At 40.4% G+C, this 23,607-nt stretch carries 20 protein-coding genes; 3 read left to right on the top strand and 17 right to left on the bottom strand.

The window, feature by feature from the left end; all coding sequences use genetic code 11:
• The coding region (locus tag RYL77_RS06570) for a glutamate ligase domain-containing protein (protein ID WP_399553789.1) at positions 1–336 on the top strand (336 nt) is incomplete at its 5' end.
• A gap of 46 nt (positions 337–382) precedes the next feature.
• On the opposite strand, the gene RYL77_RS06565 is transcribed toward RYL77_RS06570, so the two are convergent.
• From RYL77_RS06565 to RYL77_RS06495, 15 genes are all read right to left on the bottom strand, one after another.
• Positions 383–574 (bottom strand): CsbD family protein, encoded by a 192-nt coding sequence (locus tag RYL77_RS06565; RefSeq protein ID WP_000051184.1) that lies wholly within the window; start codon positions 572–574, stop codon positions 383–385.
• 99 nt (positions 575–673) lie between these two features.
• Positions 674–1,324: a DUF1803 domain-containing protein gene (locus tag RYL77_RS06560; protein ID WP_315010693.1), complete on the bottom strand. Its 651-nt coding sequence runs from the start codon at positions 1,322–1,324 to the stop codon at positions 674–676.
• Positions 1,308–1,820, bottom strand: coding sequence for a YiiX/YebB-like N1pC/P60 family cysteine hydrolase (locus RYL77_RS06555; protein ID WP_315010692.1), 513 nt, complete (start codon positions 1,818–1,820; stop codon positions 1,308–1,310). The genes RYL77_RS06560 and RYL77_RS06555 overlap by 17 nt, the downstream gene beginning before the upstream one ends.
• Before the next feature lie 85 nt (positions 1,821–1,905).
• Entirely contained in the window at positions 1,906–2,841 is a 936-nt protein-coding gene (locus RYL77_RS06550) for a manganese-dependent inorganic pyrophosphatase (protein WP_315010691.1), read from the bottom strand.
• Positions 2,842–2,926: 85 nt separating this feature from the next.
• Entirely contained in the window at positions 2,927–3,211 is a 285-nt protein-coding gene (locus tag RYL77_RS06545; RefSeq protein ID WP_315010690.1) for a GIY-YIG nuclease family protein, read from the bottom strand.
• Positions 3,201–3,950, bottom strand: a complete 750-nt coding sequence (locus RYL77_RS06540) for a tRNA1(Val) (adenine(37)-N6)-methyltransferase (RefSeq protein WP_315010689.1) — start codon at positions 3,948–3,950, stop codon at positions 3,201–3,203. The genes RYL77_RS06545 and RYL77_RS06540 overlap by 11 nt, the downstream gene beginning before the upstream one ends.
• A gap of 52 nt (positions 3,951–4,002) precedes the next feature.
• A complete protein-coding gene (locus RYL77_RS06535) occupies positions 4,003–4,365 on the bottom strand; it encodes a S1 RNA-binding domain-containing protein (RefSeq protein ID WP_000689591.1) in 363 nt (120 codons plus the stop codon).
• Position 4,366: 1 nt separating this feature from the next.
• Positions 4,367–5,767, bottom strand: coding sequence for a bifunctional Cof-type HAD-IIB family hydrolase/peptidylprolyl isomerase (locus RYL77_RS06530; RefSeq protein WP_315010688.1), 1,401 nt, complete (start codon positions 5,765–5,767; stop codon positions 4,367–4,369).
• Between the two features lie 571 nt (positions 5,768–6,338).
• Positions 6,339–6,578 (bottom strand): 30S ribosomal protein S18, encoded by a 240-nt coding sequence (gene rpsR, locus RYL77_RS06525; RefSeq protein ID WP_000068664.1) that lies wholly within the window; start codon positions 6,576–6,578, stop codon positions 6,339–6,341.
• A 31-nt stretch (positions 6,579–6,609) separates the two neighbouring features.
• Positions 6,610–7,080, bottom strand: a complete 471-nt coding sequence (gene ssbA / locus RYL77_RS06520) for a single-stranded DNA-binding protein SsbA (protein WP_000609606.1) — start codon at positions 7,078–7,080, stop codon at positions 6,610–6,612.
• An 11-nt stretch (positions 7,081–7,091) separates the two neighbouring features.
• On the bottom strand, positions 7,092–7,382 hold the full coding sequence (gene rpsF, locus RYL77_RS06515; RefSeq protein WP_001151786.1) for a 30S ribosomal protein S6: 291 nt from the start codon (positions 7,380–7,382) through the stop codon (positions 7,092–7,094).
• 152 nt (positions 7,383–7,534) lie between these two features.
• Complete coding sequence (asnS, locus tag RYL77_RS06510; RefSeq protein ID WP_000167160.1) at positions 7,535–8,878, bottom strand: asparagine--tRNA ligase; 1,344 nt, start codon at positions 8,876–8,878, stop codon at positions 7,535–7,537.
• A gap of 16 nt (positions 8,879–8,894) precedes the next feature.
• Entirely contained in the window at positions 8,895–10,073 is a 1,179-nt protein-coding gene (locus RYL77_RS06505; RefSeq protein ID WP_315010687.1) for a pyridoxal phosphate-dependent aminotransferase, read from the bottom strand.
• Entirely contained in the window at positions 10,070–10,558 is a 489-nt protein-coding gene (locus RYL77_RS06500; protein WP_315010686.1) for a DUF5590 domain-containing protein, read from the bottom strand. The genes RYL77_RS06505 and RYL77_RS06500 overlap by 4 nt, the downstream gene beginning before the upstream one ends.
• A gap of 186 nt (positions 10,559–10,744) precedes the next feature.
• Entirely contained in the window at positions 10,745–11,941 is a 1,197-nt protein-coding gene (locus RYL77_RS06495) for an MFS transporter (RefSeq protein WP_315010685.1), read from the bottom strand.
• Positions 11,942–12,333: 392 nt separating this feature from the next.
• Here RYL77_RS06495 and RYL77_RS06490 point away from each other — a divergent pair, with 392 nt between their 5' ends.
• Positions 12,334–12,882 (top strand): NADPH-dependent FMN reductase, encoded by a 549-nt coding sequence (locus tag RYL77_RS06490; protein ID WP_315010684.1) that lies wholly within the window; start codon positions 12,334–12,336, stop codon positions 12,880–12,882.
• Positions 12,883–13,119: 237 nt separating this feature from the next.
• Here RYL77_RS06490 and RYL77_RS06485 read toward each other — a convergent pair whose 3' ends face one another.
• Positions 13,120–21,453 (bottom strand): G5 domain-containing protein, encoded by an 8,334-nt coding sequence (locus RYL77_RS06485; protein ID WP_315010683.1) that lies wholly within the window; start codon positions 21,451–21,453, stop codon positions 13,120–13,122.
• Between the two features lie 371 nt (positions 21,454–21,824).
• On the opposite strand from RYL77_RS06485, the gene RYL77_RS06480 reads away from it, so the two are divergent.
• Positions 21,825–23,309 (top strand): M protein trans-acting positive regulator PRD domain-containing protein, encoded by a 1,485-nt coding sequence (locus RYL77_RS06480; protein WP_315010682.1) that lies wholly within the window; start codon positions 21,825–21,827, stop codon positions 23,307–23,309.
• Positions 23,310–23,366: 57 nt separating this feature from the next.
• Here the strand turns inward: RYL77_RS06480 and yaaA are convergent.
• A partial coding sequence (gene yaaA / locus RYL77_RS06475; protein ID WP_315010681.1) for a peroxide stress protein YaaA occupies positions 23,367–23,607 on the bottom strand: 241 nt, incomplete at its 5' end.

Here is a 23,607-nt window from a genome sequence, read left to right as displayed (position 1 = left end):
CTGGTTCTGGGTTCGACAGGAAATAAAGGTGAAAGCCGTCGTAAGGACTTTGGCCTCCTCCTCAATCAGCACCCTGAGATTCAAGTCTTTTTGACTGCTGATGACCCCAACTATGAGGACCCAATGGCCATTGCAGATGAAATTAGTAGCTACATCAATCATCCTGTTGAAAAAATTGCGGATCGCCAAGAAGCCATCAAGGCAGCTATGGCTATCACAAATCACGAATTAGATGCTGTCATTATCGCTGGTAAGGGAGCCGATTGCTACCAAATCGTCCAAGGCAAGAAAGAAGCCTATCCAGGAGATGCAGCCGTCGCAGAAAATTATTTATAAGATAGTAAAAAATCAAGGGAAATGAATCCCTTGATTTTTTCTATTTTTATTTAAAAGCGTTTTTCAAACCTTCAACGGCACCTTCTACAGCACCTTTAGCATCTTCAACTACTTCTTTTGCCTTAGCAACTGTCTTTTCTACAGCACCTTCTGCTTCAGTCTTGCTATCCCCAGTAACTTTACCAAATCCTTCTTTGATAGCGCCTGTTGCTTGTTCCAATTTGTTTTCAAGTGACATATGATTGTCTCCTTTAGGTTTATTCCGATAAGTGTTATCGTTATTTTAAGTATATATTTATTATATCATTAAGTCAAACAAACTGCTCAGAGCAGAATTCTATGTTAGATAAAAACTTAGACTTTCCTTATCAAATTTGACAACCAACTCATACTTTCCATCTTCCTTTTGAACAATATAGCCTAGGACGACTAGACTGTCCACAAAGATATCACGGCGTTTCTGCATGAGCTGATCTTTTTTGAGAAATTTCAACAAAAAAGTCGTCATATATTTGAGAGCATACTCTGGATTAACATCTCCCAAAATGGCATAGAGCTCCTGCTGTTTTTCTGTCAAAGGATACTGCTGTTTAACCTTGTAGAAATAATTGGACAGGGTCATTTTTGATCTCGCAAAATCTGTCTTTTCAACTAAAATAGCTGCATTGGTTTGATTGCGCAATTCCGTCTCAAAACGCTGCTCCAACAAGGCTTGATAGACCGAACTAGTTTCGCTGACAAAAATCTCTTGATCCAGTTCGAGACTATCAAGTGATTCAAGCATAGGAAGATTAAGGTAATAACGCTTATTTTCCCGACGAATCAAGCCTGCCTTTATAAACTCTTCCATGAGTTTATCAACTGCTATATCTGGAAATTGAGCCTTAATTTCCCGTAGAATCACATCCTCATGCTGGTCCAGATAGCGGATCAATTCTCCAAAAAATGGCTGTCTCGTCAAACGAGATGGATTAAAAATCTGAATCATGAAGATTCCTTTCTTTACATTCTAACAGAGGAGAGGCTGCCAATTGACTAGGATTGGTCCCAGCTTGGTCTAGAGGCACAGGCAAACCTAGTTCTCTATAATACTCCTTCCAAAAATCACTAATCTCCTGCTCCCCATCTCCAAATTTCATGGGAATAGTTTCAAAAATCGGTAAGACTTCTGCCATATACTGGGAACAGTAAAAACCAGCTCCATCTGGATAGAAAGAAGCATTGTAAGGTGCTCCAAGATGCTTGCAAGCTCTCTCCTTGACAGACTGAATATCCATTTCTGAGTAGACATAGAGGTCGTACAAGTGATTGGACTCAAAGAAGTCTTCTGGTTTCTGACAGACAACACCCGCCTGTCCACTAGCATGGTAAATCATCCCATCCAAATAAATGGCAACATGGCTATAGTTGCCTGTGGAAGTCAGGATGGCCTGTCCCATATCCGACTCATCTCTCACAAAAATCAAATCGCCATTTGCTAACATGCTTCACTCCTAGAAAAAAGGAGCCGAAACTCCTTTCGTTATAATTCAAACTAGCCTTTCCTAATTTGAATTAACACTCAAAATCTTAAGCATTAAAGCTTTCAGTCAATTGAGGTACCACTTGTTTCTTACGTGAAACGGCTCCAGCAAGGAAGGCGTGGTTGTCTGCAAGTTTGAAGTTGAAAGCTGCTTCAACCTTGTCCATGTTAGCACCAAGTGCTAGGATTTCTGAGTTTGAGTTGACGATATCTGTAATCATCAAGACAAAGTCAGAGTAGCCGTTTGCTCCGTTAGCAGCCTGCATTGCAGCTTCAATTTCTGCTTGGCGTTCCAATACTTCAGCGATGTCAACTGTGTTTACTTGAGCAACACGAACATTATTTCCGTTGAGTTCGAAAGTCTTAGCATCGATGTCAATCAATTCGTCAGCAGATTTGCTGGCCAAGTTTGTACCAGCTTTCAACATAGCCAAACCATATTCTTCCAAGTTGACACCAGCCAATTCTGCCAATTCTGGAGCAATGACTTTATCTGTTGGATGTGTTGTTGGTGATTTCAAAAGAAGAGTATCTGAAATCAAACCTGAAAGCATCAAACCAGCAATCTCTTTAGGCACAGCTACACCATGTTCTTTGAACATACGGTAAACGATTGAAGACGCTGATCCAACTGGCTCCAAACGCATATAGAGTGGGCTTGCAGTTTCAAAGTTAGCCACACGGTGGTGGTCTACAACACCATAAACTTCTACTTCAGCGATATCTGATACAGATTGTTGGAATTCATTGTGGTCAGTCAAGATAACTTGCTCTGCTCCTTCTGCTTTGGCAGAAGTGATAACACGCGGTGCTTCCACACCAAAATAGTTCAAGACAAAGGCTGTTTCTTCATTTGGAGTTCCAAGGGCAACAGCTTCCGTATCCAAACCATAAGCTTCTTTTGCAAGGTAGGCAAAGGCTACAGATGACCCGATGGCATCTGAGTCTGGATTTTGGTGACCAAATACTAGAATCTTAGACATGATAATACCTCATTTTGTTTATTCTCTTTATTGTAGCATTTTTTTCGCTTTTTGACAAAAGTAAGAGGAGTCAAAGGACTCCTCACTACTCTTCAAAATAACTGAGTAAATTTCTATCTCGATTTGCAGATAAAAATATTTCCTTCTGCGGTCGTTTCTTACGCTTGAGCAGGGCTTCAGCCGACATGGCTTCTTCCTTACTAGCAAAACCTTGAGCATAAATGAGTTTGACTGGCAAGCGAGCTCGTGTATATTTGGCTCCCTTCCCACTGTTGTGGACAGCGAGGCGTCTTCTCACATCAGTCGTATACCCTGTATAATAAGAACCATCACGACACTCTAGCACATACATATAAGCCTTATGATCCATAATAAATCTCTTCAAGTTCGGGAGTATAAGAACCATCATCATTGTGGACAATCAAAGGAGGTAAGACCTTAAAGCCATTTGTCGAGCCATCCTTGATAGCTTCAATCAAGAGCATATTGGCTTCCTTTTCCCGCTTTGGATAAACAAACTGCAGGCGCTTAGGGGCTAGATTATGCCGTTGCAAGCTGTCCAAGATATCTAAAAGTCGATCAGGTCGATGAACCATGGCCAAACGCCCATTGGACTTGAGAATACTCTGGGCACTACGACAGATTTCCTGCAAATTGGTCGTGATTTCGTGGCGCGCCAAGAGGTAATGTTCACTCTCGTTCAGGTTGGAATGAGGATCCACCTTGAAATAGGGCGGATTACACAAAATCATATCCACCTTACTTCCCTGGATGTAAGCAGGCATATTTTTCAAATCATCACAGATGACCTCCATCTGCTCTTCCAAACCATTCAAACGGACAGAGCGTTCAGCCATATCCGCCAAACGCTCCTGAATCTCAACAGCCAAAATCTGTGCCTGAGTACGAGTGCTAGCAAATAGCCCCACTGCTCCATTCCCAGCACAGAAATCCACAATCAATCCCTTCTTAGGAAAACGTGGAAAGCGTGACAAGAGAACACTATCCACCGAATAGCTAAAAACCTCTCTATTTTGAATGATTTTGATATCTGTCGAAAAGAGCTGGTTAATTCGCTCCCCTGATTTTAATAATTGTTCTTCTTCCATGGTCCTATTATAGCAAATTTATATTAATATTACAAAAGATAGAAATTTCTAACTAGTGTTTCTGATTCTTCAAATGTTGAAGGGCTTCCTTGGTCCAAATTGGCATCATTCGTTTGAGAGGCGCAAAGCCATAGTTAAAACGGTCGCTTGAAAAGCGTCTCCGTCTCGGAAACTGGTGCTTTTCTTCCTCCAAAGTACGGATAGAAAGACTAGCTTTCCCTGTAAATTCATCTAAATCCACTACCTGAACCTGAACCTCTTCATCGACTTTCAAGGCTTCATGGATATTTTCAATAAAGCCTGTCCGAATCTCTGAAATGTGAATCAGCCCCGTATCACCCGTCTCTAGCTCAACAAAGGCACCGTAGGGCTGAATCCCTGTAATACGCCCCTTTAGCTTATCACCGATTTTCATCTTAGTCCTCGATTTCAATAGTTTCAATCACAACATCTTCAACTGGCTTGTCCATAGCTCCTGTCTCAACAGCAGCAATTGCATCCAAGACAGCGTAAGAAGCTTCATCAGCTAGCTGACCAAAAACAGTGTGACGGCGGTCTAGGTGAGGTGTCCCACCTTGGTTAGCATAGATTTCCGCAATCGGTTCTGGCCAACCACCACGAGCAATTTCTTTCTTAGAATATGGCAAATGTTGATTTTGCACGATAAAGAACTGGCTGCCGTTGGTATTTGGACCAGCATTGGCCATGGAAAGGGCACCACGGATATTGTAAAGTTCTTCTGAGAACTCATCCTCAAAAGATTCGCCGTAGATTGACTCGCCACCCATACCAGTTCCAGTTGGGTCTCCACCTTGAATCATAAAGTCCTTGATAATACGGTGGAAAATGACACCATCATAGTAGGCATCTTTTGAAAGAGCTACAAAGTTAGCCACTGTTTTAGGAGCATGTTCAGGGAAGAGCTTGATACGCAAGTCTCCGTGATTGGTCTTAATAGTCGCAAGAGGACCTTCTACTGTTTCAATGTCTACTTGTGGGAAATGCAATTCTTTTTCTACCATACCAAATCCTTCTAAGGCATCAAAAATGCCATCTTCTTCTAGTGTTTTTGTTATATAATCTGCTTTTTCTTTGATTTTTTCATGAGAAATTCCCATTGCGACGCTGATTCCAGCGTAATCAAAGAGTTCCAAGTCGTTGAGCCCATCTCCAAAGACCATAACGTTCTCTGGTTTCAAGCCTAGATGTTCCACAACCTGTTCCACACCTGTCGCCTTAGAGCCTGAAATCGGCACAATGTCAGACGAATGCTCATGCCAACGAACCATGCGAAGTTTGTCTGAGAGACTGTCAGGCAAGCGTAAATCATCCCCTTTATCTTCAAAAGTCCACATCTGATAGATGTCTTCTTTTTCATGGAAATCTGGATCCACATCCAAATCGGGATAAATTGGATTGATAGCCTCACTCATCATATCGGTGCGAGTCGACAACTTGGCATCATGACTCCCAACCAAACCATACTCGATTTCCTCTTGCTTGGCCCAAGAGATATACTCCTCAACATCTGACTTATCAATCTGATGTTGATAAATAACCTGACCTTTTTTATCTTCGATATAAGCCCCATTTAAGGTCACAAAAAAGTCAGGCTTGAGTTCACGAATCTCTGGTACAACACCAAAAATCCCCCGTCCAGAAGCAATACCCGTCAAAATTCCTTTCTCACGTAATTGCTTAAAAACAGTTGGGATTGAAGACGGAATAAAACCAGTCTTGGAATTTCGCAAGGTATCATCAATATCAAAAAAGACAATCTTGATTTTCTTTGCCTTGTATCTTAATTTCGCATCCATCTCACTACCTCTTTCAATCTAACTCTTTCCATTATACCATAAAGTAGGCAAATCCCCTATGTTCAAAGAGTTTACAGTTTTATTGTAATACTCTTCGAAAATCAAATTCAAACCACGTCAACGTCGCCTTACCGTACTCAAGTACAGCCTGCGGCTAGTTTCCTAGTTTGCTCTTTGATTTTCATTGAGTATAAGTCCTTTTATGAGAAAAGAAACATGTTTATGAAAAAGCTCCATCATGCTCTTAATGTGTTCTCTTGTTTTCAAACTCACGAAAAAGAGAGCCACCAGACCCAACTCGCTCTCCCATTTCAAGGCTCGTGAAAAAAAGACCCGTCGGGGTCTTAATTCGCTTTCTTGTTTCAAAGCTCATGAAAAAGAGGTCCACTGGACTCAACTCGCTCTCTCATTTCAAGGCTCGTGAAAAAGAGGTCCACCCGGACCTGAAAAAAAGACCCACCCGGGTCTTAATTCGCTTTCTTGTTTTCAAGCTTATGAAAAAGAGGTCCACTGGACCTAACTCACCTTCTCGTTTCAAAGCTCGTGAAAAAAGACCCACCCGGGTCTTTTTTTAATCTTCGTTTACGAAAGGCATCAAAGCCATTACGCGAGCGCGTTTGATAGCTGTTGTTACTTTACGTTGGTTCTTCGCTGAAGTCCCTGTTACACGACGAGGAAGGATTTTCCCACGTTCTGAAACGAAACGGCTAAGAAGCTCAGTATCTTTGTAATCAACATATTCAATTTTGTTTGCTGCGATGTAATCAACTTTTTTACGGCGTTTGAATCCGCCACGACGTTGTTGAGCCATGTTTTTTCTCCTTTATAATTTTAGTTGTCCATTAGAATGGTAAATCATCATCTGAAATATCCAATGGATTTGTTGCTCCAAATGGATTTTCATCCCGTGAAAAGTCTGGTACTGAATTTGTAGGTGCTGAATAGTTTGCAGTTGGTGCAGAGTAAGCTCCACCTGTGTGACCCTCACGCACACTACGGCTTTCCAACATTTGGAAATTCTCAGCCACGACCTCTGTCACGTAGACACGTTGTCCTTGCTGGTTATCGTAACTACGAGTCTGGATACGGCCTGTCACCCCGATAAGTGAGCCTTTTTTAGCCCAGTTAGCAAGGTTTTCAGCCTGTTGGCGCCACATAACGACATTGATAAAATCAGCCTCACGTTCGCCATTTTGACTCTTAAATGTACGGTTTACTGCAAGAGTAAAAGTCGCAACTGCTACATTTGATGGGGTATAACGCAACTCAGCGTCACGTGTCATACGCCCTACAAGTACAACATTGTTAATCATAGTTTACCTTCTTACGCGTCAGTTTTGACGATCATGTGACGAAGAATGTCAGCGTTGATTTTTGAAAGACGGTCAAACTCTTTAAGAGCTGCATCGTCGTTTGCTTCAACGTTAACGATGTGGTAAAGTCCTTCACGGAAATCTTGGATTTCGTATGCAAGACGACGTTTTTCCCAAGTTTTTGATTCAACAACAGTTGCACCGTTGTCAGTCAAAATAGAGTCAAAACGTGCTACCAAAGCGTTTTTAGCTTCTTCTTCAATGTTTGGACGAATGATATAAAGAATTTCGTATTTAGCCATTGATATGTTCCTCCTTTTGGTCTAATGACCCCAAGACTTTGCAAGGGGTAAGTGAGGTTCGCTCACAATAAACTATTATACTAGAAAACAATTTTTTACGCAAGTAAAAACTCTGGAATTCGAAAAAACGCCACATGGGCGTTTTCCTGTTCTTATGGTTTGATACGGTGCAACATACGTGGGAATGGAATAGCTTCACGGATGTGTTTTGTTCCTGCTGCGAAGGTTACCATACGTTCGATACCGATACCAAATCCACCGTGTGGTACAGTACCGTATTTACGAAGGTCAAGATAGAATTCGTACTCTGTACGGTCCATACCAAGTTCATCCATCTTAGCGACAAGGGCATCGTAGTCTTCCTCACGCATAGAACCACCGATGATTTCTCCGTAACCTTCTGGAGCAAGTAAGTCTGCACAAAGCACGCGCTCTGGATTTCCAGGAACTGGTTTCATATAGAAGGCCTTGATGGCTGCTGGATAGTTCATAACAAAAGTTGGCACACCAAAGTGGTTTGAAATCCATGTTTCGTGTGGTGAACCAAAGTCATCGCCATGCTCAAGGTGCTCGTAGTCAGCATCTTCATCATTCTCATGCTCTTGCAAGAGGTCAATAGCTTGATCGTAAGTAATACGTTTGAATGGCTCTGCAATGTAGCGTTTCAAGAGTTCTGTATCACGTTCCAAAGTTTCCAAGGCTTGAGGTGCACGGTCAAGAACACCTTGAAGAAGAGCTTTTACATAAGCTTCTTGCAAGTCAAGTGACTCATCGTGTGTCAAGTATGAGTACTCTGCGTCCATCATCCAGAACTCAGTCAAGTGACGACGTGTTTTTGATTTTTCAGCACGGAATACTGGACCAAAGTCAAAGACACGACCAAGAGCCATAGCCCCTGCTTCTAGGTAAAGCTGACCTGATTGGCTCAAGTAGGCTGGCGTTCCGAAGTAGTCAGTTTCAAAGAGTTCTGTTGAATCTTCAGCAGCATTGCCTGAAAGGATTGGGCTATCAAATTTCATGAAGCCGTTCTTGTCGAAGAACTCATAAGTCGCATAGATGATAGCGTTACGGATTTGCATCACCGCTACTTGCTTACGAGAACGGAGCCACAAGTGACGGTTGTCCATCAAGAAGTCTGTTCCGTGTTCTTTTGGTGTGATTGGGTAGTCTTGAGATTCACCGATCACTTCGATGTCTGTAATGTCCAACTCATAGCCAAACTTAGAACGTTCGTCTTCTTTGACAATACCTGTCACATAAACAGACGTTTCTTGGCTCAAGCGTTTGATGACATCAAACTTTTCAAGTCCCACTTCTTCACCAAATTTTTCTACAAAGTTTGGTTTAAAGGCTACACCTTGGAAGAAGGCTGTTCCATCACGCAATTGCAAGAAGGCGATTTTCCCTTTTCCTGATTTGTTGGCAACCCAAGCGCCAATCGTCACTTCCTGACCAACATAGTCTTTTACATCAATAATCGTTACACGTTTTGTCATTATTTTTCCTTTTCTTTTATTTTTCCATAAATGCTTTCAAGCGTTTAACTGCTTCTTTAAGCGTGTCTAAGTCTGTCGCATAGCTGAGGCGGACATTTTCTGGCGCTCCAAAGCCTGCTCCTGTTACCAAGGCCACTTCGGCTTCTTCTAGGATAGCAGTTGTAAAGTCTGTCACATCCGTATAGCCTTTCATCTCCATTGCCTTTTTGACATTTGGGAAGAGATAGAAGGCTCCTTGTGGCTTAACGACTTCAAAACCAGGGACCTCACATAATAGCGGATAAATTGTATTGAGACGCTCCTCAAAAGCCTGACGCATGATATCAACAGAATCCTGTGGTCCTGTTAAGGCTTCAATAGTCGCATATTGTGAAACAGCAGTTAGGTTAGAAGTTGTTTGACCTGTCAATTTGCTCATAGCAGCAATGATTTCTGGATCACCCACTGCATAACCTACCCGCCAACCTGTCATGGCATAAGCTTTTGATACACCGTTGATAACAATGGTTTGCTTGCGAATGGCTTCTGATAGACTTGAGATTGGAACAAATTCATTTCCATTATAAACAAGGCGACCGTATATATCATCAGCTAAAATCAGAATGTCATGCTCAACTGCCCAATTTCCGATAGCTAGTAATTCTTCACGAGTATAAATCATACCAGTCGGATTAGATGGTGAATTGAGAACCAAAACCTTTGTCTTATCTGTCCTAACTAGTTCTAGTTGATCCACCGTGACTTTAAAATCATTGTCTTCTTTAGCTTGAACAAAGACTGGAATCCCTTCTGCCATCTTAACCTGATCTCCATAACTAACCCAGTATGGAGTTGGAATAATAACCTCATCTAAAGGATTGATTACAGCCATAAAGAAAGTATAGAGGGAGAACTTGGCACCTGTAGCAAAGGTAACCTCGTTACTTGCGACAGAATAGCCATAGTAGCGCTCGAAGTAGGTATTCACCGCAGCTTTTAATTCTGGTAGACCTGAAGCTACCGTATAGAAAGAAGCACGTCCATCTCGAATGGCTGCAACAGCTGCATCTTGAATATTTTTGGGAGTATGGAAATCGGGCTGACCTAAAGTTAAGAAAAGTACATCTTTTCCTTCAGTCTTTAACTTCTTTGCTCTCGCATCACTAGCTAGAGTGACACTTTCTTCCATTTCTAAAACACGCTTGGATAGTTTCATAAGTCCTCCTTATTGACCAATGCTCCTGTTTCAAAATCTACTAGATAAAAATCAGTTCCTGACTTAACTTCCCAAATTGGCTTGTCTTGATAACGACCAAAGGTAATCTTGTCAATCTCGCCAGCTCCTTTTTCCTTAGAAACAGCTTCTGCTTTTTCTTGTGAAACACCCTGATTTAGCTGATAAACGTAAATCTTATGGTCATCTTTTCCAATCAGGACAGCAAGCGATTCTTGCTGTTTATTACGACCAAGAACGCTGTAATAAGATTCCAAGCCATTATATAAATCAACCTGATCAGCCTGCTCTAATCCTGCATACTGCTGAGCTAATTTTTCTCCTTCACTTTTAGCTGTTTGATAGGGTTTCATACCGAGAGAAACCAGATACAGAAAGGAAGCACTGATAACCACAAATAAAATCGTCATCCCTAGACCATACTGCCACAGTAGATTATTTTTTGCTTTGTTTTGTCTTTTTTTCACTCGTCTATTTTACCATCTATTGGGCTTTATTACAAGTGAATATAGGAACAATCGCATTTTATTTCTGCCTTCAAAGTAAACCGATTTTTCTTAGTTAAAACCGAGCAAAAAAATGAAAGACAGCTCCAAAATCAACCTATTAAAAAACCTGAGCTTGACACTCAAGTTTTCAAAAATTCTTTTAATCTATGGAATCATTTTTTCATCCATTCTTTTAGCCATTTTTCCTAAAAATATAGGCAGTAGAAGGCTAATCATGACTAAAAAGAAGCCTAGATAAAGAAATGCTACTACAAAGCCTAAATTGTCAATCAACCAGCCTGTCAGTGGAAAGAACACAATCATACTTAGGCTAAACATCATAGAGTAGACACTTAGCATGGTTGCCCTTACTTCACTTGGGAGCCGCTCTTGCAAATCATTGTCAAAAATCGGCTGAAAAAGAGCATATAGAGCATTACTAATCAAATAAACCAAAATATAGATTAGAGGTGTTCCAAAGTAGGACAGCAGGTAGGTAACTCCAGTCAGCAGGACGAGAATAGGGAAAAGCTTCAAGGCGGCATATTTCTTTCCAATCTTACTCGCTAGATAGACTGCAAGGATATTCAAGAGACTACCAAGTAGCATAACTGCTGAAATTTGCCAACTACTTAAATCTGGTAACTGATTTTGATAGTAAAAGTAAAACATGCACATGAGTGTACCAACAATCTGAGACAAAATCATCCAGTTGAAGAGCATGGGATTTCGCTCCAACTCTTCCTTAACAGTCCAAATAATCTGTTTCATGGTCACACTATCAGCTTTTTCTAGCTTGACACTAGGTTCTTTCAGCATCCAAATCAGGAAAAGAACTATGATAGAAGTCGCAATCATGATATAGTAGGTCAGGTGCAATTGACCATGGACAAAAAATCCCGCCAACACTGTCCCCAAAGACCGAGTTCCTTCTGCTACTCCTGACATAAAACTTGAAATAGATAAGTAACGCTCCTTTAGTCCAGCCTCTACAGCCGAGTCATAGACCATTGCTGCGCTTGTTCCTGAATCAAAATTATAAGACAAGGCACTCACCACCATTGCTAGTGCATAAATCCAAAAATTTCCCTGACCAGCCAACATGAGAATAGAAGACACAATCCCTGCTATACGACTTAAATAAAGGTTGGTCTTATAGGAATAGCGGTCAGCTAACATTCCAGATGGAATTTCACAGAGAAGACTGGTCGTATGAAAAATACTCTCCAGAAGTCCAATCTGCCAAAGAGACATTCCGTTTTGACTGAGAAAGAGAATCCAAAAGCTGGTAATCCCTAAAAAAGCAAAAAACTCAACTCCGGCCATCAGGCCAATATTTTTCCGATAATTTCTTATTAACATTTTTTCTCCTTTAACAAGTGTATTCGTATTTCTTTTGTCTGTCACTTGTTAATTTGTGCCTTACATGATCTCCACCCCTTTTATAAGCATTCTTGAAATGCCATTATTGTTTGTTTAATTTTTTATGAAATGATACCGGAAAATAGCCCTTCTACGGTTTCTATTACGAGTTTTCTCGTTTATTTTAGCACTTATGTCATCATATTACAAGAGAATATAGGAATACTCTTCGAAAACCAAATGCTTTCCAGTCGCAAGTGACTTGAGTTTCTGCAGTTTTATAGTTTTCAAATAATCTTTGAGCAAATTTCTTGCAAGTCCTTTTCTTTTGTTGTAATATATTTTATAACAACGAGAGGTTTCTCGAAAATTTAAGAAAAAGGAGACACATCATGTCTAAAAAAGTATTATTTATCGTCGGATCACTTCGCCAAGGTTCTTTCAACCACCAAATGGCCCTCGAAGCTGAGAAAGCTCTTTCTGGTAAAGCAGAAGTTAGCTACCTTGATTATTCAGCCCTTCCTCTCTTTAGTCAAGATTTGGAAGTTCCAACTCATCCAGCAGTGGCTGCTGCTCGTGAAGCGGTTCTCGCTGCTGATGCCATCTGGATCTTCTCTCCAGTCTATAACTCCTCTATCCCTGGAACAGTGAAAAACTTGCTTGACTGGCTATCTCGTGCCCTTGACTTGTCTGATACACGTGGAGCTTCTGCCCTTCAAGACAAGTTTGTCACCGTATCATCTGTAGCCAATGCAGGTCACGATAAACTCTTTGCTATCTACAAAGACCTCTTGCCATTTATCCGTACACAAGTCGTTGGTGATTTCACTGCTGCACATGTCAATGACTCTGCCTGGGCAGACGGAAAATTGGTTCTTGAAGAAACAGTCCTAAACTCACTTGAAAAACAAGCTCAAGACTTGGTCGCAGCGATTCAGTAAAAAATAGAAAATTTTAGAAAGTCTAAATCAATTATAGCCACCTAATAGGGTGGCTTTTTTAGACTCAATCAAGATTTTCAGACAAACATCAGCCATCCAAAAAAACCTTGAGCGTTACCACTCAAGGTTTTCAGCAGTCTTTTCCCACCATAGGAAAATCATTCTAAGAATATTCTTTCATTCGATATCTATCACTTATCATCTTCTTTCGAGAAATTAGTGACTGCTTTTGGCTGATTAATCTTCTTTTCTTCGACCTACATATAGGCTCAATAGAATACCGCTACCTAGAAGAACAGAGATATAATCAGATTGGCTTCCAGTTTCTGGTAATTTGTCCCCATGGTTTTCTTTAACTGTAGTTGGTACTACTGGGTTAGCATTTACTGGAGTTGCTGGTTGAGCCGGTGTTGGTACTACTGGTTGTTCTGGAACCGCTGGTACTGGTTTAACCGGTACTTCTGGTGTTGGAACAACTGGAGTTGGTTGTACTGGCACTTCTGGTGTCGGTACATTTGGTGTTGGTTGCGCTGGCACAGGTTTAACCGGTACTTCTGGTGTTGGTTGTGCTGGTACTGTTGGAATATCTAATTCTGGTACTTCAGTAACTTCTGGCATACCTGGCACACCACCGTTGAATTCTGGCAATTCGTAAACTGGTGGTTCTGGCATTGCAAACGTTGGTCCTTCTGGCACATTAGGTGTTGGAGGAACTGGTTTGTCATTTGATGGTGTTACCGGTTTGTCTTGGCATCCACATTTACCATCTTTGCCGTCTTTACCATCTTTTCCATCTTTAACAACTGTTTTTGTCACAGTTCCGTCAGAATTAATGATTGTGATTGTATGACTACCATCTCCATTATCTTCAACAGAAACTTTTGGTGATTTACCATCTTTACCGTCTTTAATCACCATTTCTGTCTTACTTCCATCCGGATTTGTGATTGTAACAACGTGAGTTCCATCGTTATTATTTTTAACAGTTACAGTTGGTGAAACGCCATCTTTGCCGTCTTTACCATCTTTGATAATAGATTTGTATTCACGACCATCAGAATCTACGATTGTTAATGTATGAGTTCCATCTCCGTTATCAACGATATTCGCTTTTGGTGTTTTACCATCAAAGATTGTAGTTGTAGTTTCTTTACCATCAGCACCTGTCACTTTAATAGTGTGTGAACCGTTGTTGTTATTAATCACTTCAAGTTTTGGTGCTTTACCATCACGAACTGTGGTTGTAGTAGTTGTACCATCTGAGTTCACAACTGTGATAGTATGAGTTCCATCTCCATTGTCTACTACTTTAGCAGTTGGTGATTTACCGTCACGAATTGTGGTTTCAGAAACAGTACCATTACCGTTTTCTACACGAATAGTGTAAGTACCATCATGGTTGTCTTTAATAGTCGCTACTGGTGATTTACCATCTTTAATGATCGTTTCAGTAGTTGTTCCGTCCCCATTTAGAACTGAGATCTTATGAGTTCCATTTTGCTCGTCAGTTATAGTAACTTTTGGTGATTTACCATCATGAACTGTGGTTTCAGTTGTCACACCTTCTGGATTTGTAATAACGATTGTATGACTTCCGTCTCCATTATCACGAACAGATGCGGTTGGAGTACGTCCGTCAACACCATCACGTCCATTCTTAACAACAAACTCATTCTTAGTTCCGTCTGGGTTAGTGATTGTTACTGTGTGACTTCCATCTGGATTTTCTCTTGTTGTAGCTGAAGCAGCTTTACCATCTTTACCATCTTTGATGATAGCGTTCGTTACATTACCGTCTCCATCCGTCACTTTAACAGTGTGAGTTCCATCGTTGTTATCAGTGACTTCAACTTTTGGAGTCTTACCGTCTTTACCATTTTTAACAACAGTTTCTTTTGAGCTTCCATCTGGATTTGTTACAGTAATTGTGTGACTTCCATCTGGATTTTCAGTTGTGGTGATAGTAGCTGTTTTCCCATCTTTACCATCTTTAACTTTAGTAGTTGATTCAGAGCCATCTCCATTTCGTACTGTAATAGAATGTGTTCCATCTCCATTATCTGTCATTGTGACAACTGGTGATTTACCATCTGCTCCATTATCACCTTTTTCACCTTTTAGTCCATCAAGAACTGTTGCAAGTGGTTTTGTAGCATCTAATGGTTGACCTGGATTTGCTGGATCTTCTACAAAAATTTTAGTTTCATTACCTTCTTTTTTAGCAATTAGAGATTTTCCATCTTTACCATTTTTTACATTTACGGTAACAGGATCTTTTCCTGGTGTTGTAATTGTAATATCTGTACTATGTCCATCTGTTCCTGGTTTAGCTGTAACTTCTGGTGTGTCTCCTTTTGCTCCTTGTGGTCCTCTTATATTGCCAGTCTTATTCCATGCTCCGTTTTGTTTTTTATAGACATTTCCTGTTGAACTATCAATATAAGTATCTCCATTTTTTCCATCTTTTGGAGTTGGTGCAATATTTCCACTTAAAAGTTCAGATCCATTACGTCCGTCTCTACCACTAGCACCATTTTCTCCATTAACTCCGTTCAATACATCACGTTCACTGATTAACTCATCTACTCCCGGATCGTAATGATTATTTCCATTATTATCAAAATAAACTGTAACATGAGTACCATCTGCGTTATCAGAAGATGTTGCTCTAGAATTAGGATGTCCTGATACTTCATCCGGGTTATTTCCTACACTTCTTCTAGCTCTTCTAAAGGAATCTTCTCCATTAACATATGGTTGTAAATCAATTTTAGGAGTTCGTCCATTGTTACCATTATGTCCATCTAGACCATCTCTAACTGTAAATGTTACTGGTTCTTTTCCTGGTGTTGTAATGGTTACAACTGTACTATGTCCATCTGCTCCACGTTGAGTTGTAACTGTAGGTGTTTGTCCATTTTGACCATTCGCTCCAGTTTCGCCTTTAGCTCCATCATGAACAAATACTGTAGTCGGTTGTGAACCATCGTGATTATCGACAGTAATCTCTACTCCCTTATGATCAACTTCTTCCTTACGAGCAGCAGTTACAGTTGGTGATTTTCCGTCTACCCCATCTCTAATTACTGCAAGAGGTCTGTCAGGAGTTAATGGTTGACCTGGATTTGCTGGATCTTCTTGATAAACTTTTGTTTCTTTACCTTCTTTAACAGTGAGCAATGACTTACCATCACGTCCGTCAGCACCTTTAGCTCCATCTTTAATCATTTCTGATCCTAGAAGTTCATCAGTTCCTGGTGTGTATTTACCATCATTGTTTTCATCAGTATAGAAGGTAACAATTGTATGAGATGGATTTCCATTTTTGCCTTCAACACGAAGTAAATCAACTTTTGGTGTTTGGCCGTTTAACCCATTTTCACCATTCTTCACATTTACAGTAACTGGATCTTTTCCTGGAACTGTAAATGTAATGTCAGAACTATGTCCATCTTTTCCTGGTGTTACAGTTACTTCAGGAGTTTTCCCATCTTCACCTTTCTCTCCGTCTTTAACGATGGATGTTTGAACGAGCGTATCTGTTCCTTCTGTGTAGTTTCCATCGCCATCTTTGTCAATGTAGAAGGTTAGAGTAGTTTGTTTCTTGGCTTCATCACGTTCTGCTTTGACTTTTGGTGTTTGGCCGTCTACTCCGTTTTTAACGATTGTTGTGACAGCTGGGCGACCTTCTGGTTGCGTAACTGTAATCGTATGACTACCATCATGGTTGTCTGTCACTGTTACTTCTGGTGTGAAGCCATCACGACCATTTTCTCCCTTGTCACCTTTTGGACCTTTGATGTTGCCTGCTTGTTCCCAAGTATTGTTCTTCTTAACGAAGACATCTCCTGTGGCAGTATTAACGAAGCTGTCTCCATCTTTTCCGTCTCTTGGTTGTGGATCTACTTTTCCGTTTAATACTTCTTTACCATCACGTCCTGCTTGTCCAGCTGCTCCGTCTTGTCCGTCTTTAACGATGGATGTTTGAACGAGCGTATCTGTGCCTTCTGTGTAATTACCATCGCCATCTTTATCGATGTAGAAGGTTAGAGTAGTTTGTTTTTTGGCTTCATCACGAACAGCTTTGACTTTTGGTGTTTGGCCGTCTACTCCGTTTTTAACGATTGTTGTGACAGCTGGGCGACCTTCTGGTTGCGTAACTGTAATCGTATGACTACCATCATGGTTGTCTGTCACTGTTACTTCTGGTGTGAAGCCATCACGACCATTTTCTCCCTTGTCACCTTTTGGACCTTTGATGTTGCCTGCTTGTTCCCAAGTATTGTTCTTCTTAACGAAGACATCTCCTGTGGCAGTATTAACGAAGCTGTCTCCATCTTTTCCGTCTCTTGGTTGTGGATCTACTTTTCCGTTTAATACTTCTTTACCATCACGTCCTGCTTGTCCAGCTGCTCCGTCTTGGCCGTCTTTAACGATGGATGTTTGAACGAGCATATCTGTGCCTTCTGTATAGTTTCCATCGCCATCTTTGTCAATGTAGAAGGTTAGAGTAGTTTGTTTCTTGGCTTCATCACGTTCTGCTTTGACTTTTGGTGTTTGGCCGTCTACTCCGTTTTTAACGATTGTTGTGACAGCTGGGCGACCTTCTGGTTGCGTAACTGTAATCGTATGACTACCATCATGGTTGTCTGTCACTGTTACTTCTGGTGTGAAGCCATCACGACCATTTTCTCCCTTGTCACCTTTTGGACCTTTGATGTTGCCTGCTTGTTCCCAAGTATTGTTCTTCTTAACGAAGACATCTCCTGTGGCAGTATTAACGAAGCTGTCTCCATCTTTTCCGTCTCTTGGTTGTGGATCTACTTTTCCGTTTAATACTTCTTTACCATCACGTCCTGCTTGTCCAGCTGCTCCGTCTTGTCCGTCTTTAACGATGGATGTTTGAACGAGCGTATCTGTGCCTTCTGTGTAATTACCATCGCCATCTTTATCGATGTAGAAGGTTAGAGTAGTTTGTTTTTTGGCTTCATCACGAACAGCTTTGACTTTTGGTGTTTGGCCGTCTACTCCGTTTTTAACGATTGTTGTGACAGCTGGGCGACCTTCTGGTTGCGTAACTGTAATCGTATGACTACCATCATGGTTGTCTGTCACTGTTACTTCTGGTGTGAAGCCATCACGACCATTTTCTCCCTTGTCACCTTTTGGACCTTTGATGTTGCCTGCTTGTTCCCAAGTATTGTTCTTCTTAACGAAGACATCTCCTGTGGCAGTATTAACGAAGCTGTCTCCATCTTTTCCGTCTCTTGGTTGTGGATCTACTTTTCCGTTTAATACTTCTTTACCATCACGTCCTGCTTGTCCAGCTGCTCCGTCTTGTCCGTCTTTAACGATGGATGTTTGAACGAGCGTATCTGTGCCTTCTGTGTAATTACCATCGCCATCTTTATCGATGTAGAAGGTTAGAGTAGTTTGTTTTTTGGCTTCATCACGAACAGCTTTGACTTTTGGTGTTTGGCCGTCTACTCCGTTTTTAACGATTGTTGTGACAGCTGGGCGACCTTCTGGTTGCGTAACTGTAATCGTATGACTACCATCATGGTTGTCTGTCACTGTTACTTCTGGTGTGAAGCCATCACGACCATTTTCACCCTTGTCACCTTTTGGACCTGGTAATCCTTGAGGTCCTCTGATGTTGCCAATTTGGTTCCAGTTTCTGCCTTCTTTTTTGTAAACATCTCCTGTAGTAGCATCGATATAAGTATCACCATCTTTACCATCATTTGCTGTTGGTGCTTTAGGTCCACTTAATAATTCAGCACCATTACGACCATCTGTACCAGAAGCTCCATCTGCACCATTACGTCCATTTGTACCATTCAAGATATCACTTGTACCAATTAATTCATCCACACCTGGATCGTATTTACCGTTACCATTGTTATCATAGTATGCTGTAATACGAGTGCCCTCTACTGGTTGTGGTGCTGGTGCTGTAGATGGGGCGTCTGATAATGCTCTTCTTACTCTTCCGCTTCTTTGATTGTTTAGTCTTACTGCTGCTTCTGCTAAAGCATTCAAGTCAATATTTGGTGTACGGCCATCTTTACCATCCTTAATGTTAGCTACAACAGGCTCTTCTCCAGGAACTGTAAATGTAATGTCTGTACTGTGGCCATCTGCTCCACGAGCAGTTGTAACTTTAGGAGTTGCTCCCTTGTCACCTTTCTCACCTTTGGCACCATCTGTAATAACGACTTCTTTTAGTTTTGTATCGCCTGCATCGAATTCGTTGTTGTCATTTTGGTCATAATAGAAGATAACAGTTGTTGTCTTATCTGCTTCATTTCGTTGAGTAGCAACTAATGGACTCGCTCCATCGAACCCATCTCTTACAATAGTATTTGTAACATTACCTCTACCGTCGTTAATAGTGATAGTATGAGTGCCGTCATCTTTATTATCTTTAACGGTTACGGTTGGATTTACACCGTCACGACCCGCCTGACCTTGGGCTCCGGTTAGACCGCGTTCACCTCGATCTCCTTTTTCACCTTTAGCACCTTGGGCTCCTGTTAAACCGCGTTCACCTCGGTCTCCTTTTTCACCTTTGGCTCCTTGGGCTCCTGTTAAACCACGTTCACCTCGGTCCCCTTTTTCACCTTTAGCTCCTTGAGCTCCAGTTAGACCGCGTTCACCTCGGTCTCCTTTTTCACCTTTAGTACCTTGGGCTCCAGTCAGACCACGTTCGCCTCGGTCTCCTTTTTCACCTTTAGCACCTTGGGCTCCTGTTAAACCGCGTTCGCCTTGGTCCCCTTTTTCACCCTTGGCTCCATCTTTAATAGCAATTTTTTGAACAAGTTCGTCTACGCCCTCAGTATAAACCCCGTTGCCATCGTTATCAAGATAGAAAGTGAGGTTATTTGTATCACCAACTTTATTTTGATCAACACGTGGTTTTACTGTATCGATTAGCTCTTTAGCCACACCAATTTGCATAATACGTGGCTTAGCTTCTTTAGTAACAGAATTACTAATTGGCAATCCTAAAAGTGTTTCGTTACCAAATCGATGGACTTTATAGGTAATTTGACGTTGTCCTTTTTCACCTTCTCTGACTAATCTAGTTTGGCCTTCTGGCAATTTACTAGTTGGAAGGTAGACTGTTTGGAAGTCAATGTCTTCTGTAACAACCTTGTTACTAGAACCACCATTTGGATTGGCATCCAAGTATAGTGGGTTTGCTCTATAATAATAGTTAGAGTTACTGTATGGATCATTGCTAGTAGCGGCACCGCCACCACCTTGATCCACGTTAAAAGTAACAGGTTTCAAACGGACAGACAAATCACCATTTGGATTGTTGATTGGCAAACTGAATCTGATTGTCTGTTGCAGACTTGTTTCAGTGGCAGAGGTCATAGTATATCCTGAGTGAGATACAAAGTTGGCACCCTGGCTAATAGGTTTTGATTGCTCTCTTAATCTTGGAGTGATAATAGTTGCATTTGAAGGATTGCCAAATCCATCCCCTTTATCTAAAATAAAGTTATTATTAACAAATTCACCTGGACCAGAATATTGAATTGTGAAATTCAATCTATTACCTTGACGTACTGTTGTTACATCGTAATGAATTGAATTACCACCACGTGAGTTCCCGTAGCCACGGAAACTATAACTACGACCAGCTTGACTAATATCTGCAAATGCAACTGTATTTCCAGAACCTGAGACAATTGGGTTGGCTGGATTGCTAGCTGCTCTAAAACCACTATGCCCCTTCTCCAAGTCTTCCTTACGAATAGCTGGATTTTGGCGAGCATCAGAAAGGCTTAAACCTGGTTTCAAGATTTCATTAGTTGTTTTTGGAGCTGAAGACGCTTCAACTATAGCAGCTCTGCTAGTTGGCAAAACAACACTATCAAGAGCGGAACGATTAGTTGTAGGAGCTTGCTTAGTTTCTTCTTCTGCTTCATCTGCATTAGCTTTCTTCGCTACAGAAGTTTCTGATACAGTTCCTTTATCGGAGTTAGAACGGAGTTCCAGTCCAATGACAGCTGATTGAATAGATGACTCTGCTGCTAATAATTCAGCTTCAGTTGCATCTGCTTTCCCAAGCAAACTTTGACCAGCTTGGATACTTGCTTTCAAGTTTGCAGCACTAGCTTCTGTATATAATTTTGCTTCTAATTTTTTTGCACGCGAAAGAGCCGTTAACAATTTTGATTTATCAACTGCACTTTGATGAGAAATTTCCTCTTTTTCCACTTTAGGCTCTTCAACATTTTCTACAGCTGCCTTAACAACTTCAGATTTAGCTGGAGTCACCTCTACTGGATTAACAACAGTTGGAGCTGGGTAGGTAGTTTCTTTCTTAGATGTAGAAACTTCTACTGGTTTAGTAGCTTCTGCTATCTTATCAACAGAAACACTGTTAGTAACTTCTGCATAATGTTCATCTGCTTGTACTGTTTGGGCCTTGGCTCCTGCTCCTAGGACTAAGGCTGTCCCGAGCAAGACACTAGCTGCCCCAAAGTGATACTTGCGAATAGAGAAACGTTGTTGCATTTTATACCAATCAAATGATTTTCTCTGTACCTGTTTCATATTCTTTACCTCAATATAATTTTATACTATACAATTTACATCTATTTTTTATATAATTCAATATAGTTTTACAAATTAACATATAGTGTTTTTTCCCTCAAGATTCATTTAAATTGTTCTAATCAAAGTGAATTTACTGACAAAAAAATGATTCTCATATTTTGGTACAAATGGTACAGAAAAATAATATAGAGGTAAAAATGTAATCGCAAAATCAATACAAATATTCCATTAATATTTAATTGCCTTCCTATATTCGATTCATAAATATTGTTTTAAGATCAAATCGGATCATTCTCCATCTTAATAATATCAATATTAGCATTTTTATTATAGACTATGATATAATGAGCTTAGGAGGATAGAACCCTATGAGATCTCTATTATCTACAAAGGAACAACGACAATTGCGACTACTTGAAATACTCATTCAGAAACGAGATTGGATACGTCTAAACGAGTTAGCACAAACTTTAGAATGCACCGAGCGTATCCTGAAAAATGACTTAAACGAACTACGAACAGCATTCCCAACTTTCAAAATTCAATCTTCTATCAATGGCATTATGCTAAATCTAGATACAGCGGCAAGTATAGAAGATATTTATATTTATTTCCTCAGTCATTCCCAATCTTTTCAGTTATTAGAATATATGTTTTTTAACGAAGGATTGCCTATTTACCGAACTGTAGAAAAACTGCATTCTAGTAATGCCAATCTTTATCGTTTAGGAAATCGAATCACCACCATTCTCTCGAAACAATTCCAAATTGAACTGTCTTTTACTCCAACATCCCTGAATGGAAATGAAATCGATATTCGCTATTTTTATGCCCAATACTTTTCAGAGCGATATTATTTTCTAGACTGGCCTTTCCCAGATATTTCTGAAAAAGTCATAACAGAGTTCGCTGACTACTTCTATAAATCCACAAATTACCCAATGCGATTTGCAATCTATAGAATGTATAAGCTGATGCTCGCAATTAGTATTCATCGAGTAAAAAATGGACATTTCATTGATTTGCCGAATCATTTTTACCAAGACTACTATCCTGTTTTAATGAATTTACCAGATTTTGAGGACAAGCTTGCATACTTCTCTCAACAATTTGGACTGGAAATGACTCCAGATATTGTGGCCCAAATTTTCATTTCCTTTCTTCAAAATGATATTTTTCTAGATCCACAGCAATTCTTTGATTCTCTAAATAAAAATGATGAATCTCGCTATTCTTATCAATTATTAAGCCAAATTTTGGAACGATTATCTAAAGCATTTAATATTAAATTTGCTAATCATGATGAACTCATTTGGCACCTGCACAATACAGCTTATTTTGAAAGACAGGAAACCTTTTCAACACCACTCTTATTTGAGCAAAAGGGAATTACACTAGAAAAGTTCAAGGTCTATTTCCCAGACTTTATGGAAAGTGCTCGTCAAGAACTGGCTCAATATCGACAAGCAATCGGGCAACATGATTATCCTGAACAATTAGAGCACTTGATTTACACCCTCTTTACCCATGCAGAAAATATCACTACTCAATTATTAGCCAATCGACCGCCTATCAAGGTTTTGATTATCAGTAACTTTGACCACGCCCTATCCCTCACCTTGATGGATATGCTTTCCTATTACTGTAATAATCGCTTTACCTTCGATATTTGGGACCAATTGGAAACAAGCCCTGAGATTTTAAATCAGACAGATTATGACATCATCGTGTCTAATTTCTATATTCCAGGCATCACTAAAAAGTTTATTTGCCGAAATCACCTTTCAATCATGGATTTGGTTAATCATCTCAATACCCTATCAAATGAGATTCATTTGTCCAACTCTTTATAAGCTAGAAAAAACTCAGCAATACTTTTCCTTGCTGAGTTTTCTTCTTTTATCCTTATTTTATACTTTCTTTACAAAAACCAATTCCTGTGGCTGGGACAGGTCTTCTCTGTAGGCAAATCCTGCAAAGCTTAAGCGACGAGCTTCCTCAACCGTCTGTACTTGATTTTCTATCAGGGCTGTCAGGAAAGCGCCACGCGCTTTCTTGGAGATAGTTGAGTGAATCTTCAGCTGACCACCCTTGTCCTCCATGAATTTGAAGGTCACCATTTTTTCTCTGATTTCCTTAGAAAATACAGTC

Source organism: uncultured Streptococcus sp., from assembly GCF_963516515.1.
Lineage (GTDB): Bacteria > Bacillota > Bacilli > Lactobacillales > Streptococcaceae > Streptococcus.
This window is presented reverse-complemented; position numbering and strand designations above follow the sequence as displayed.

Excerpts from the sequence above, each read along its gene's own strand:
- RYL77_RS06540 (WP_315010689.1), bottom strand. The coding sequence starts at position 3,950 with ATGGAAGAAGAACAATTATTAAAATCAGGGGAGCGAATTAACCAGCTC.
- asnS (WP_000167160.1), bottom strand. The coding sequence starts at position 8,878 with ATGACAAAACGTGTAACGATTATTGATGTAAAAGACTATGTTGGTCAG.
- RYL77_RS06495 (WP_315010685.1), bottom strand. The coding sequence starts at position 11,941 with ATGTTAATAAGAAATTATCGGAAAAATATTGGCCTGATGGCCGGAGTT.
- rpsF (WP_001151786.1), bottom strand. The coding sequence starts at position 7,382 with ATGGCTAAATACGAAATTCTTTATATCATTCGTCCAAACATTGAAGAA.
- ssbA (WP_000609606.1), bottom strand. The coding sequence starts at position 7,080 with ATGATTAACAATGTTGTACTTGTAGGGCGTATGACACGTGACGCTGAG.
- RYL77_RS06550 (WP_315010691.1), bottom strand. The coding sequence starts at position 2,841 with ATGTCTAAGATTCTAGTATTTGGTCACCAAAATCCAGACTCAGATGCC.
- RYL77_RS06555 (WP_315010692.1), bottom strand. The coding sequence starts at position 1,820 with ATGTTAGCAAATGGCGATTTGATTTTTGTGAGAGATGAGTCGGATATG.
- RYL77_RS06485 (WP_315010683.1), bottom strand. The coding sequence starts at position 21,453 with ATGAAACAGGTACAGAGAAAATCATTTGATTGGTATAAAATGCAACAA.
- rpsR (WP_000068664.1), bottom strand. The coding sequence starts at position 6,578 with ATGGCTCAACAACGTCGTGGCGGATTCAAACGCCGTAAAAAAGTTGAT.
- RYL77_RS06560 (WP_315010693.1), bottom strand. The coding sequence starts at position 1,324 with ATGATTCAGATTTTTAATCCATCTCGTTTGACGAGACAGCCATTTTTT.
- RYL77_RS06530 (WP_315010688.1), bottom strand. The coding sequence starts at position 5,767 with ATGGATGCGAAATTAAGATACAAGGCAAAGAAAATCAAGATTGTCTTT.
- RYL77_RS06565 (WP_000051184.1), bottom strand. The coding sequence starts at position 574 with ATGTCACTTGAAAACAAATTGGAACAAGCAACAGGCGCTATCAAAGAA.
- RYL77_RS06480 (WP_315010682.1), top strand. The coding sequence starts at position 21,825 with ATGAGATCTCTATTATCTACAAAGGAACAACGACAATTGCGACTACTT.
- RYL77_RS06505 (WP_315010687.1), bottom strand. The coding sequence starts at position 10,073 with ATGAAACTATCCAAGCGTGTTTTAGAAATGGAAGAAAGTGTCACTCTA.
- RYL77_RS06490 (WP_315010684.1), top strand. The coding sequence starts at position 12,334 with ATGTCTAAAAAAGTATTATTTATCGTCGGATCACTTCGCCAAGGTTCT.
- RYL77_RS06545 (WP_315010690.1), bottom strand. The coding sequence starts at position 3,211 with ATGGATCATAAGGCTTATATGTATGTGCTAGAGTGTCGTGATGGTTCT.
- RYL77_RS06535 (WP_000689591.1), bottom strand. The coding sequence starts at position 4,365 with ATGAAAATCGGTGATAAGCTAAAGGGGCGTATTACAGGGATTCAGCCC.